General features: G+C 68.8%; 9 protein-coding genes. 5 read left to right on the forward strand and 4 right to left on the reverse strand.

The genetic code is table 11. The features are described 5' to 3' along the window. Positions 1-12 precede the first annotated feature (12 nt). On the reverse strand, positions 13-3,135 hold the full coding sequence (locus MFF22_RS00100; RefSeq protein ID WP_238246964.1) for an MdtB/MuxB family multidrug efflux RND transporter permease subunit: 3,123 nt from the start codon (positions 3,133-3,135) through the stop codon (positions 13-15). 283 nt (positions 3,136-3,418) lie between these two features. Further along, complete coding sequence (locus tag MFF22_RS00105; RefSeq protein ID WP_238246966.1) at positions 3,419-4,813, reverse strand: MdtA/MuxA family multidrug efflux RND transporter periplasmic adaptor subunit; 1,395 nt, start codon at positions 4,811-4,813, stop codon at positions 3,419-3,421. A gap of 619 nt (positions 4,814-5,432) precedes the next feature. Between MFF22_RS00105 and MFF22_RS00110 the strand changes: the two genes are divergently transcribed. The 4 genes from MFF22_RS00110 (at position 5,433) to MFF22_RS00125 (ending at position 9,347) form a co-directional block, all read left to right on the forward strand. Beyond that, positions 5,433-6,578, forward strand: coding sequence for an aminotransferase (locus tag MFF22_RS00110; protein ID WP_238246967.1), 1,146 nt, complete (start codon positions 5,433-5,435; stop codon positions 6,576-6,578). Between the two features lie 50 nt (positions 6,579-6,628). Continuing rightward, positions 6,629-7,102 (forward strand): DUF4112 domain-containing protein, encoded by a 474-nt coding sequence (locus MFF22_RS00115; protein ID WP_238246969.1) that lies wholly within the window; start codon positions 6,629-6,631, stop codon positions 7,100-7,102. A 126-nt stretch (positions 7,103-7,228) separates the two neighbouring features. Further along, entirely contained in the window at positions 7,229-8,401 is a 1,173-nt protein-coding gene (locus MFF22_RS00120) for an ABC transporter permease (RefSeq protein WP_370877506.1), read from the forward strand. A gap of 403 nt (positions 8,402-8,804) precedes the next feature. After that, a complete protein-coding gene (locus MFF22_RS00125; RefSeq protein WP_238246973.1) occupies positions 8,805-9,347 on the forward strand; it encodes a Ros/MucR family transcriptional regulator in 543 nt (180 codons plus the stop codon). 288 nt (positions 9,348-9,635) lie between these two features. On the opposite strand, the gene MFF22_RS00130 is transcribed toward MFF22_RS00125, so the two are convergent. Further along, positions 9,636-11,069 (reverse strand): FAD-linked oxidase C-terminal domain-containing protein, encoded by a 1,434-nt coding sequence (locus tag MFF22_RS00130; RefSeq protein WP_238246975.1) that lies wholly within the window; start codon positions 11,067-11,069, stop codon positions 9,636-9,638. Positions 11,070-11,257: 188 nt separating this feature from the next. Here MFF22_RS00130 and MFF22_RS00135 point away from each other — a divergent pair, with 188 nt between their 5' ends. Further along, on the forward strand, positions 11,258-12,286 hold the full coding sequence (locus MFF22_RS00135; RefSeq protein WP_238246977.1) for a KpsF/GutQ family sugar-phosphate isomerase: 1,029 nt from the start codon (positions 11,258-11,260) through the stop codon (positions 12,284-12,286). 87 nt (positions 12,287-12,373) lie between these two features. Here MFF22_RS00135 and MFF22_RS00140 read toward each other — a convergent pair whose 3' ends face one another. After that, positions 12,374-13,138: an SHOCT domain-containing protein gene (locus tag MFF22_RS00140; RefSeq protein ID WP_238246979.1), complete on the reverse strand. Its 765-nt coding sequence runs from the start codon at positions 13,136-13,138 to the stop codon at positions 12,374-12,376. Positions 13,139-13,196 lie beyond the last annotated feature (58 nt).

The raw sequence follows: 13,196 nt of genomic DNA on the forward strand, positions 1-13,196 counted from the left end.
CGTCGCGGCCCCTCACGGCACCACCTCGCCGCCCTGCAGGCCCGGGCCTCGGCCGGCGATGCGGCGCTCCAGGCGGTCGAAGGCGAGGTAGATCACCGGCGTGGTGAAGAGCGTCAGCAATTGGCTGACGATGAGGCCGCCCGCGATGCAGATGCCGAGCGGCTGGCGCAGTTCCGAGCCCACCCCCGTGCCGAGGATCAGCGGCACCGCCGCGAACAGTGCCGCCAGGGTCGTCATCAGGATCGGCCGGAAGCGGAGCAGGCAGGCCTGCTCGATGGCGTCCCGGGGCGCCATGCCGTCCTCGCGCTCCGCCTGAAGGGCGAAGTCGATCATCATGATCGCGTTCTTCTTAACGATGCCGATGAGCAGGACGATGCCGATGATCGCGATGATATCGAGCGACAGCCCGAACAGCATCAGCCCAAGGAGCGCCCCGATCCCCGCCGACGGCAGCGTCGAGAGGATGGTGATCGGGTGGATGAAGCTCTCGTAAAGCACGCCCAGCACGATATAAACCGTGACGATGGCCGCGAGCACGAGGAACAGCTCGTTGCCGAGTGCCCCCTGGAAGGCGAAGACCGAGCCCTGCGGCACCACCCGGAACGACGGCGGCAGGTTGATGGCGTTCTTGGCGGCATCGATCGCGTCCACCGCCTGCCCCAGGGCCGCGCCGGGGGCGAGGTTGAACGAGACCGTAGTGGCCGGGAACTGGCCGAGATGGGAGATGAGGAGCGGCGCCCGCCGCTCGCTGACCCGGGCCACGGAGGACAGGGGCACCTGCCCGTTCGTCGCCGTGGACGAGGGCAGGTAGATGCCGTTCAGGCTCTCCAGGGTCTTGTGCAGGTCCGGGTCGGCCTCGAGGATCACCCGGTACTGGTTGGACTGGGTGAAGATCGTCGAGATGATCCGCTGGCCGAACGCGTCGTAGAGGGCGTTGTCGATGGTCGCGGGGGTGATGCCGTAGCGGCCCGCCGTCGGCCGGTCGATCGTGACGTAGGCGGCGAGCCCCTGGCCCTGGTGGTCGCTGGTCACGTCCACCACGGCGGGCGAGGCGGCGAGCGCTGCGGTGAAGCGGGGCACCCAGGTCTCGAAATCCTCCAGGTTCGGGCTCTCCAGGATCACCTGGTACTGGGTCGCCGAGACCGCCGTGTCGATGGTCAGGTCCTGGACCGGCTGCATGTAGAGCCGGATGCCGGGCTCTGAGGCGGTGGCCGCGGTGATCCGGCGGATGATCTCGCTGGCGGTGCTGGTGCGCTCGTCCCGGGGCTTCAGGTTGATGAGCATCCGCCCGGTGTTGAGCGTGACATTCTGGCCGTCGACCCCGATGAACGAGGACAGGCTCGCCACGTCTGGGTCCTTCACGATGATCGCCGCAAGCTGCTGCTGCCGCTCGGCCATCGCCGCGTAGGAGACCGACTGGTCGGCCTGGGTGATGCCCTGGATCACCCCCGTGTCCTGGATGGGGAAGAACCCCTTGGGGATCACCACGAACAGGTAGGCGGTGAGCGCCACCGTGCCGAGGGCGACGAGGAGCGTCAGGCCCTGGTGGTCGAGCACCACCCGCAAAGCCCGGGCATAGGCGGCGATGGTGCCCTCCGTCGCCCGCCGGCCCATCCGCGCCAGGGGACCCTCCTTACGGACGGCCGCGCCTTCGGGGACGTGCTTCAGGAGCCGGGCGCAGAGCATCGGCACCAGGGTCAGGGAGACCACCGCCGAGATGACGATGGTCGCCGCGAGTGTGATCGCGAATTCGTGGAACAGGCGTCCCACCACGTCGCCCATGAAGAGCAGCGGGATCAGCACCGCGATCAGGGACACGGTGAGGGAGATGATGGTGAAGCCGATCTCGCGGCTGCCCTTCAGGGCGGCCTCGAGGGGCGTATCCCCCTCCTCCACGTGGCGGGCGATGTTCTCGATCACCACGATGGCGTCGTCCACCACGAAGCCCGTGGCGATGGTCAGCGCCATCAGCGACAGGTTGTCGAGGGAGAAGCCGTAGAGGTCCATCACCGACAGGGCGCCGATCAGCGACAGGGGCACCGACAGGCTCGGGATCAGGGTCGCCGAGAGGCTGCGCAGGAACAGGAAGATCACCAGCACGACGAGGGCGATGGCGAGGCCGAGTTCGAACTGCACGTCCTCCACCGAGGCGCGGATCGTGGTGGTGCGGTCGGTGAGCGGGGCCACCGTCACGGCCTGGGGCAGGCTCGCCTGCAACTGGGGGAGCAATTGCTTGATCTTGTCGACGGTGGCGATGACGTTGGCGCCGGGCTGGCGCTGGATGTTGAGGATGACCGCCGGCGTCTCATCGGCCCAGGCGCCGAGCTTGGTGTTCTCGGGGGCGTCCACCACGTCGGCGACGTCCGACAGGCGCACCGGGGCGCCGTTGCGATAGGCGATGATCGCCGAATCGTAGGCCTTCGGGTCGCGGATCTGGTCGTTGGCGTTGATCGCGTAGGACTGCTTCGGCCCGTCGATCGTGCCCTTGGGCGTGTTGACGTTCAGGTTGGTGATCGTCGTGCGCAGGTCGTCGATGTTGAGGCCGTAGGCGGCGAGCTGCCGAGCGTTGAAACGCACCCGCACCGCCGGCCGCTGCCCGCCCGAGATGCTGACGAGGCCGACGCCCGCCACCTGGCTGATCTTCTGGGCGAGACGCGTCTCGGACAGGTCCCGCACCTGGGTGAGCGGAAGGGTCTTGGAGGTGAGCGCCAGCGTCAGGACGGGGGCGTCGGCCGGGTTCACCTTGGCGTAGACCGGGGGCGCCGGCAGGTCCGAGGGCAGGAGGTTGCCGGCGGCATTGATCGCCGCCTGGACCTGCTGCTCGGCGATGTCGAGGGGCAGGTCGAGGTTGAACTGCAGGGTGATGACCGAGGCCCCCGCCGAGGATTGCGAGGTCATCTGGTTGAGGTTGGCGAGCTGGCCGAACTGCCGCTCCAGCGGCGCGGTGACAGAGGAGGTCATCACCTCCGGGCTGGCGCCGGGATAGAAGGTCTGGACCTGGATGGTCGGGTAGTCGACGGACGGCAGGGCCGAGACCGGCAGGTTCAGGTACGACACCCCGCCGACGATCAGGATCGCCAGCATCAGCAGCGTGGTGGCGACCGGGCGCAGGATGAACAGGCGGGACGGATTCATGGCCGCCTCATCCCGCGCGAGGTGTACATCCCATCTCCCCGCCTACGAGAAAAGGGGATGGTCGCGGTGTTCCCCCTCTCCCCGTCTTTCGGGGAGAGGCCCCCGGACACCTTGTCGTGTCCGTGGGAAGCGCAGGCGAAGCCGGAGCGGTGGTGAGCGGGCGCGCCGGAGAAGGCTCGTCCGTCATCCGCCCTCACCCCCGGCTGCCGCCTCGCCGCGCCGACGACGGGGTCGTCGCGGCCCTCTCCCCGCCGGCGGGGAGAGGGGATGCAGATCCGCCTCATCACTGCCCCTGCCGGTGCCGGCGGCGGCCGCCCTCGTGCTGGCCTTGCTGCGGGGCGCCCTCGGCGGCCGCCTCCTTGGCCGCGTCGGCGCCGGTGCCCTGCGGGCCGGCGGCCTGGGCCTCCTTGCCGCCCGCGGCGGAAGCCTGCGCGCCTTCGGTAATGCGCACCTTGGCCCCGTCCTTGAGGCGGTCGGTGCCGTCCGTCACCACCCGGTCCCCGGCGTTCAGGCCGGAGAGGACCACGGTGGTGTTGCCGTCCGTCTCGCCGGTCTTGATCGGGCGGACGGTGACCTTGTCGTCCCCGTCCATCAGGTAGACGTAGGCACCGGGGCTGCCGTGGAGGATGCCGCCGTTCGGCACGAGCGTGGCCTGCTTGATCGTGTCCACGGTCAGGCGGGCGTTGACGAACTGGTTCGGAAACAGCTCCTCGTCGCCGTTGTCGAACAGGGCGCGCAGCTTCACCGTGCCGGTGGTCGTGTCGATCTGGTTGTCGACCGTGTCGAGCTTGCCGGTGGCGATCTCGTGGGCGTCGCCCCGGTCGTAGGCCTTCACCGCAAGACTCGCCCCCGCCCGCACCCGGCGCATGACGCGGGCGACGTCGTCCTCCGGCAGGGTGAAGATCACCGAGATGGGGTGAAGCTGCGTCACCACCACGATCGCCGTCGATGCGGCCGAGATGTAGTTGCCCTGGTCCACCTGCCGCAGGCCGACCCGCCCGTCCACCGGCGAGGTGATGTGCGTGTAGGCGATGTTGAGCTTCTGCTGGTCGACCAGGGCCTGATCGGCGGCGACCGTGCCCTCGTTCTGCTTCACCAGCGCGGCTTGGGTGTCGACGTTCTGCTTCGAGATCGAATCCTGGCGATTCAGGGTCTGGTAGCGTTGCAGGTCGAGCTTCGAGTTCTGGAGCAGGGCCTGATCCCGGGCGAGCTGGCCCTGGTACTGGGACAGCAGCGCCTCGTAGGGCCGCGAATCGATCTGCGCGAGGGGATCGCCCGCCTTGACCATCTGGCCTTCGCGGAACTTCACCTCCATGAGGTAGCCGCTGATCTGCGACTTCACCGTCACGGTGGCGAGCGGCGTCACGGTGCCGAGGCCCTGGAGCACCACCGGCATGTCGCCCGTGGTCACCGCCGCGATGCCGACAGCCTGGGGCATGTCCGTGCCGCCGCGCTTGCCGCCATGCCGTCCGCCCGCGGGCGCGGCCGCCTGCTCGGTGCCCTTCGCAGTGCGGGCATCGTACCAGCGGTGGCCCACGGCGCCGACAGCTGCCAGCGCCACCAGCAGGACCAGCCAGCGGATGGGGCGAAAACGACGCCGCGTGCGGGCCGGAGCCTCAATCGGCCCTGGCTCGTAGGCACGAGCGGTATCGGTACGGATCGGCGAACTCTCGTTCATTCCCGACTCAAACACATTCCGGCCGCCTCACCCATCCGCAGTATCGCCGCGTGGGCGGACGATCGATCCGGGGAACCGGTCCGGCAGACGACCGGTGCGGCTCGCTTCGGTGCACGGCACCTTCGGTTACGTTGGGTGAGTTAGGCCGCCAATGAGCCTGTACTAGGGCGACGACGTTTCGGAGGTATTGCTGACCCCGGCGCCATAGGACCGCAGGACGTCGCGAAACGGCCCATCGACTGGCAGCGGTGTCAGCGACAACCGGAGGACCAGGCCGAGACCGGCCCAGGCCGAAGCCAAAGTCAGGGCTATAAGGACACTCCGCGCCATCGACGACCAGCCCGTTCCAGGGGTTCGAGGTTCTTAGCCGCCACACGCGGAAAGGGCCACCGGCGATTAGCCGATGGCCCTCTACACGAAACCCGCGCGGCGCACCGTTTTGAAGCGGAGCGAGGGGGCAGAGCCCCGCCGGATCCGGGCGCCGCCCGGGTCGTGAGACGAACCTATTCCCCGGGTGATGAATGTCAACAATCGTCAGCCGTCCCGGTGCGTTCGGTTGGGGGCGCCGTGCGGAACCACACATTCGGCACCGTATGCGCCGCATGGTAGGAGCCGCGGGATGAACCCGGTCTTCGCAAACCTTCCCACCACGGTCTTCGAGGCGATGTCGCGGCTCGCCCGGGATTACGGAGCGATCAACCTCGGCCAGGGCTTTCCGGATGATCCCGGCCCCGCCGACATCCGGGAGGCGGGCGCCCGCGCCCTGATCGAGGGCCCGAACCAATATCCGCCGATGATGGGGCTCCCGGATTTGCGCGGGGCGATCGCCGCCCATTACGGCCGGCACCAGGGGCTCAGCCTCGACCCCGAGACGGAGGTGATGGTGACGTCGGGCGCCACCGAGGCCCTGGCCGGGGCCCTCCTGGCCCTGATCGAGCCGGGGGACGAGGTGATCCTCTTCGCGCCGATGTACGATGCCTACCTGCCCCTGGTGCAGCGGGCGGGCGGCGTGCCGCGGATCGTGAACCTGATGCCGCCCGCCTTCCGCCCCGACGAGGCAGCCCTGACGGACGCCTTTACGGACCGGACCAGGGTCGTCCTGCTCAACAACCCCCTCAACCCGAGTGCGACCCTGTTCGACGGGGAGGACCTCGCCCTGTTGGCGCGCCTCTGCTGCCACCATGACACGGTGGCCCTGTGCGACGAGGTCTGGGAGCACGTGGTGTTCGACGGCGCCCGGCACACGCCGCTGATGGCCATGCCCGGAATGCGCGGGCGCACGGTGAAGGTCGGCTCGGCGGGCAAGATCTTCTCGCTCACCGGGTGGAAGGTCGGCTTCGTGATGGCGGAGGCCCCCCTGATGCGGGTGCTCGCCAAGGCACACCAGTTCCTCACCTTCACCACGCCGCCGAACCTTCAGGCGGCCGTCGCCCTGGGCCTGCGCAAGGAAGAGGGGTGGTTCGAGGCCATGCGGGCCGGCTACGCGCGCTCCCGGGACCGCCTCGCCGGAGGCCTGCGGGAGCGGGGCTTCACGGTGCTGCCGTCGGGGGCGACGTGGTTCCTCAACATCGACATCGCCGCCCTGGGCGAGCACGACGACGTGGCCTTCTGCGAGGCGCTCGTCACCCGGCATGGCGTCGCTGCAATCCCCGTCAGCGCCTTCTACCCGGACGGGGCGGTGCGGCACCTCGTGCGCCTGTGCTTCGCCAAGGCCGACCCCACCCTCGATGCGGCCCTCGACCGCATGGCCGGCCTCGCATCCTGAGCGGCCGGGCCTCCTTGCGGGGAACCGGAGGCACGGCCACATCGTCTTCCATGACCATGTCCGCCACCCGCATTCCGCCGCAGGACTTCCCCCGCCGGGACATCCCGCACGACGCCACCTTCGGGGCCATCGACCTCGGCCGCGAGGCCAGCCTCGCCCGGCTGGAGGCCCTGGCGCATCTGATGGACACCGCCTTCGTCATCCCCGGCATCAACCGGCGGGTGGGCTTCGATGCCCTCATCGGCCTCGTACCCCTCGTCGGCGACGTGGCGGGGATGGTGATCTCGTCCTTCATCGTCTACGAGGCCCGCCGCCTCGGCGCGCCCCGCTGGCTGATCGGCCGGATGGCCCTGAACGTCGCCTTCGACGGGGTGATCGGCGCGGTCCCGGTGGCGGGCGACATCTTCGACGCCGCCTTCAAGGCGAACCGCCGCAACGTCCGCCTGCTCCGGCGGTGGCTGGAGCGCAGCGGCGCGGTGCGGCCTGTCGAGATCGAGGGCACCGCGACGCGGATTGCCGGCTGACCGGCGCGGCGGTTCCGGGCGCCGCTTGACATCGGCGTCCCCGGCGGCAAGTCCGCTGGCATGAACGACGCCGCCCCGCCGCCCCGCGGCACGACCGTCGCCGCGCCCATGCCCGGCGCCCAGCCGATGCCCCTGCGCCCGGACGAGCGGCCCTCCGCCGACGTCAGGCCGGAATTCGGCCCTCCGCCGGCCGCACCGCTGATCCGCGGGGGCCTCTCGCCCCTGAACCGGCGGCGACTCGCGAACTTCAGGTCCAACCGCCTCGGCTCGTGGTCCTTCCTGATCTTCATGGCCCTGTTCGTGATCAGCCTCTTCGCGGAGCTGATCGCCAATGACCGGCCGATCTTCGTCTCCTACAAGGGCGAGTGGCTGACGCCGGTCTTCGTCGATTACCCGGAGGAGAAGTTCGGCGGCTTCCTCGCCGTCACCGATTTCCGCTCGGAGGAGATCCGCAAGGAGATCGCCGCGAACGGCTGGGCGATCTGGCCGCCGATCCCGTTCTCCTACGACACGATCAACGAGAACCTGCCGACGCCCTCGCCCTCCCCGCCGACCTGGATGCTCTCCGACGCGCAATGCCGGCCGGTGGCCGAGCGCCTGGGCGGGACGACCTGCGCCGACATCCCGTGGCACTGGCTCGGCACCGACAACACCACCCGCGACGTCCTTGCCCGGGTGATCTACGGTTTCCGGATCTCCGTGCTGTTCGGGCTGATCCTCGCCGCCGTGTCCTCGGCCATCGGCGTCCTTGCCGGGGCGGTCCAGGGCTATTTCGGCGGATGGGTGGACCTCGCCTTCCAGCGGTTCATCGAGGTGTGGGGCGGCATCCCCACCCTCTACCTTATCATCATCATCTCGGCCTTCATCGCCCCCGGCTTCTTCGTCCTGCTCGGGATCATGCTGCTGTTCTCCTGGGTGGCGCTGGTCAGCGTCGTGCGGGCCGAATTCCTGCGGGCGCGCAACTTCGAGTACGTGCGCGCCGCCCGGGCGCTAGGCCTGTCGAACGTGCGAATCATGCGCGTCCACCTCCTGCCCAATGCGATGGTGGCGACCCTCACCTTCCTGCCGTTTATCCTGAACGGCTCGATCACCACCCTCACGTCCCTGGACTTCCTGGGCTTCGGCCTGCCCCCCGGTTCTCCCTCCCTCGGCGAACTGCTGGCGCAGGGGAAGGACAACCTCACGGCCCCGTGGCTCGGCCTCACCGGGTTCGCGGTGATCGCCGCGATGTTGAGCCTCCTCGTCTTCGCCGGCGAGGCCGTTCGCGACGCGTTCGATCCCCGCAAGACCTTCGCCTGACGCTCATCCCACACCCAAATGAGCCATATTGACGCACGCACCTTGCCGGGGGCGTGCAATGCCCAATTGTGCGCAATTGTTCCAAATGAAGACAATACAACTTTTAGTGGATTCTAAAGGCAAGTCCGCGCGGAACGAACGCGGTTTGGCCATACGGTAACGGTCTCTTTTCTCAGCAGAAAACTCTTTCGGCTAAGGGATGAGCATTCGCTTGGAGACACACGCTGAAATATCCGGACACATCGTCCCGCCAGCGTCGGCGCATGCCGCCTCGGTAAAGGAACTGTGTGTAAACTATCAACCAATCACAGGTGACATTCACAAAACACCTTGCTTTTTTCCCCCATACCCATAACTCGGCGCCGAGGGGTCTCTTCTCAGAAATCGAAAGAGGGTATCTGGAATGTCTGAAGCCGCGCCGACATCGCAACTGGACTATATCGAACGCACCGTCGACGTGGTCGCGGCCTATGTCTCGAACAATTCCGTCCCTACTGCCGAATTGCCGATGCTCATCGCGAGCGTTCACGAGGCCCTGAACCGGGTCGCCTCCGGCCCCGTGGCCCAGACCACGGAGTCCGTCGAGAAGCCGAGCCCCGCTCAGATCCGCAAGTCGATCCGCCCCGACGGCCTGGTCAGCTTCATCGACGGCAAGTCGTACAAGACGCTCAAGCGGCATCTCACGAAGCACGGCCTCGATCCGCATACCTACCGTGAGCGGTATGGACTGCCGGCCGACTATCCGACGACTTCCGCCAACTACTCGGCCCAGCGCTCCGCTCTGGCGAAGAGCCTCGGCCTGGGCCAGCCCGGCCGTTCCGGCAATGGGGCCGACGCCATCGACGAGGTCGAGGAAGAGGCTGCTCCCGCCGCCCGCGGCCGTCGCAAGGCTGCGACTGCCACGGCCAAGGGACGCTCCAGCCGCAAGACGGCCGAAGCCGAGTAATACTCGCGAAGACGCGGTCCTGCGGATGGACAGCCCGACGGGCGGCATCGCCGCCGCCCCGGGCCTGCCACCGGACCAGGACTTTTCTTAAAGAACTCACAGGTTGAACCCACTGCGCGACAAGCATCGCGCGGTGGGTTCAACCGTTATCCCACCGTAGCTCATGATGATCTGAAGTCGTTCGCATGGGGCCCAACGACCGTCCCCTCCCGCGGTGGAAGGAGGGGCGGGCCACAAGTCAGCAATCTACAGTTGCGACTCTGACCCACCCCGATGCGGGAAATCCCGTCACGCGGCGATCCGGCCCTCCAGCGGGAACACCTTGGCCGGGTTCAGCATCCAATCGGGGTCGAACACCGCCTTCACCCGCATCTGCTGCTCCAGGTCCGCCTGGGCGTACTGGAAGCGCATGAGGTCGCGCTTTTCGATGCCGACGCCGTGCTCGCCGGTAAGACAGCCCCCGACCTCGACGCAGAGCTTCAGGATCTCGTCGCCCGCGGCCTCGGCCTTCTGCAACTCGCCCGGCTTGTTGATGTCGAACAGGATCAGCGGGTGCAGGTTGCCGTCGCCGGCATGGAAGACGTTGGCGACGCGCAGGCCGTGGCCGGCGCAGATGGTGCCGATCCGCTCCAGGACCGGCCCGAGCTGGCCGGTGGGGATGGTGCCGTCCATGCAGATGTAGTCGGAGATGCGGCCCGTGGCGCCGAAGGCGGATTTCCGCCCCTTCCAGATCGCCGCGGATTCCGCCTCCGAGCGGGAGACGCGGACGCTGGTCGGCCGGAAGCCGGCGGCGATGGCCTCGATGCGGCCGAGCATGGCGTCGCACTCGGCCTCAGACCCTTCGACCTCGATGATCAGCATCGCTTCGGCATCCCGGGGGTAGCCGGCCTGGGCGAAATCCTCGGTGATCAGGATCGCGTTGCGGTCCATGTACTCGATGGCCACGGGGATGATGCCGGCGGCGATGATCGCGGCGACACAATCGCCCGCATCCTCGACCTTCGAGAAGCCGACGAGGACCGGCCGTGCCCCCTCCGCCGCCCGGAGGATGCGCACGGTGGCCTCGGTGACGATGCCGAGCTGGCCCTCCGAGCCGCAGACGAGGCCCAGGAGGTCGTAGCCCGGCGAATCGAGGTGGTCGCCCCCGAGTTCGACCACGGTGCCGTCGTTCATCACCAGGGTGACGCCCATGAGATTATTGGTCGTCACGCCGTATTTCAGGCAATGGGCTCCGCCGGAATTCATGGCGATGTTGCCGGCGATGGTGCAGGCGAGCTGGCTCGACGGGTCCGGGGCGTAGAAGAACCCTTCGTGGGCCACCGAGCCGGAGATGGCGAGATTGGTGATGCCGCTCTGCACCCGGGCGACCCGGTCGGCGAAGTCGAGGTCAAGGATCTTCGTCATCTTGGCGGTGCCGAGGATGATGGCATCCCCCTGCGCGATGGCCCCTCCCGCCAGGGAGGTGCCGGCCCCGCGGGCGACGACGCGCACGCCGTGGGCGTGGCAATAGGCCATCACCTTGGAGACCTCCTCCGTCGTGGAGGGAAGGACCACCGCCAGCGGCATCTGCCGGTAGGCGGTGAGGCCGTCGGTCTCGAAGGCCCGGCGCTCGTCCTCGGAGGTGATCAGCGCCTCGGCGGCCACCAGGGGCGCGAGGCCGGCGATGATCTCATCCCGCCGGGCGAGGACGGACGGATCGGGATCGGGGAAGCGGATGGTCATGGGGTCTCGGGGTCCCTCGTGTCGCGAGGTGATCGGGCGTACCCGCATCATGCACCCGGGCCGCTCCCCTCGGCAACGGCGATAGCCGGGTCACAATCCGGCCACGGCCGGGTCCTAAGCGTCGCAGCTTCCGAGGCGCGGACCCGTGGGGGAGGACCCGTGGGCCCCCTCGCACGAACCGGAACGCCATGACGCCCTCGGCCGCGACCGCCCTGCTCGACCACGCCTTCGACGCCGACACGGCCGTGCAGGCCGACGGCGCGCGGGACCTCGGCCTGCGCAGCCTGAATCTCGGCATCAGCGCCCTGCAGGAGGTGACCGCCGCCTTCGACGGCGCCCTAGGCGAGGCCTTCGAACGCGCCGTGGACATGATCCTCGGCACCGGGGGACGGGTGATCGTCAGCGGCATCGGCAAGAGCGGCCATGTCGGGCGCAAGCTCGCGGCGACGCTGGCCTCCACCGGCACCCATGCCTTCTTCGTCCACCCGACGGAGGCGAGCCACGGCGACCTCGGCATGATCGCCCGCGACGACGTGATCCTTGCCCTGTCATGGTCCGGCGAGACGGCCGAACTGTCCGACCTCGTGGGCTTCTCCCGGCGCTACTCGATCCCGCTCATCGCGGTGACGCGCAACGCGGCGAGCACCCTGGGCAAGGCCGCCGACGTGGTGCTGGAACTGCCGCGGGTGCGCGAATCCTGCCCGCACGACCTCGCGCCGACCTCCTCCAGCCTGATCCAGCTGGCCCTGGGCGACGCCCTGGCGGTGACCCTGCTGGAGCGGCGGGGCTTCACCTCGGCCCGCTTCCACACGCTCCATCCCGGCGGGACGCTCGCCGCCCGGCTGAAGACCGTGCAGCACCTGATGCACGGGGGCTCCGAGATGCCCCTCGTCCACGAGGACGCGCTGATGTCCGAGGTGCTGATCGAGATGGCGGCCCGGCGCTACGGCTGCGTCGGCGTCACCGGGCCGGACGGGCGCCTCGTGGGCATCGTCACCGACGGCGACCTGCGCCGCCACATGGGCCCGGCGATCCTCGACACCCCGGTCCACAAGGTGATGACCCGGGACCCCATTACCCTGGAGCCGCACAAGCTGGCCCATGCCGCCCTGGAGCTGATGAACCGCCGGCTCATCACGGCAGTCTTCGCCGTGGCCGACGGCCGCCCCGTCGGCATCCTGCACGTCCACGACCTGCTGCGCGCCGGCATCGTCTGAGGCGACGTCTGAAAGACTACGGGGTGCCGCCGGAATAGCGCGCCCCTGGGTTGCTTCGCTCTGATCGCCGAAGGCGAAGAGGCGCGGTCAAAGCCGTGCCAGAAGCTCCGCCTTCTTGCTCTGGAACTCGTCGCTAGTGAGAACGCCGCGGGCGTGCAGGTCGGCGAGGCGCTCGATCGTGGCCAGGATGTCATCGGCACCCGCCTGTCCGGACGCCCCTTGCGGCGCACGGACCGGCTCCGGCGCCGGCGGCGGGGCGGATGCCTCCGCGCCGATGCGGCTTAGCCGGTCGAGGGAGACCGGACCCGCCGAGCCGCTGAAGCGCAGCAGGCCGTTCGACTGCGAGACGCCCGAGATATCCTGGTCGCCCGTGTCGTAGACGATGACGCCCGCCCCCTCATCGACGGCCAGACGCCGGCTTTCGGGGAAATAGGCGTAGCGCATGCCGTCCTGCGACCCGGTGGCGGAGGGACGCCCGAGGCCGCCGGGCCACCATTCCCCCGCGCCCAAGGGCCGCCCGCCTAATGACGTCGAGGCGAAGCCCTCCGCCGGCAGGGTCGCGGCGAGTTCAGCGCACAGGGAGGCGACCCGCGCCCGAAGTTCCTCGTCGAACAGGCGGCCGACCATTGTCATGCCGCCTTCCGTCCATTGTCCCATCCCACCGAGATCGGGATGGTCGAACTGGGCCATCCGACCGTGGCCGCGCTCCAGGGCGCGCAGGAGATGCCTGACCGCGTCCAGGCCGACGCCGTGGCGGTCGGCCACCGTCTGAAGCCCCGACGCATGCTCGAACCCGCCGCCATCGAGGAAGCCGGTGTCGTCCGAGGAAGAATCCACACCGATCCGTGTCATGGCGGCCTCCAGCATCACCCGAAGAGAGGACAGGATGGACACGGCCGCAGCCGCCCGC

The organism is Methylobacterium persicinum, assembly GCF_022179525.1.
In the GTDB taxonomy this organism is placed as follows: domain Bacteria; phylum Pseudomonadota; class Alphaproteobacteria; order Rhizobiales; family Beijerinckiaceae; genus Methylobacterium; species Methylobacterium persicinum.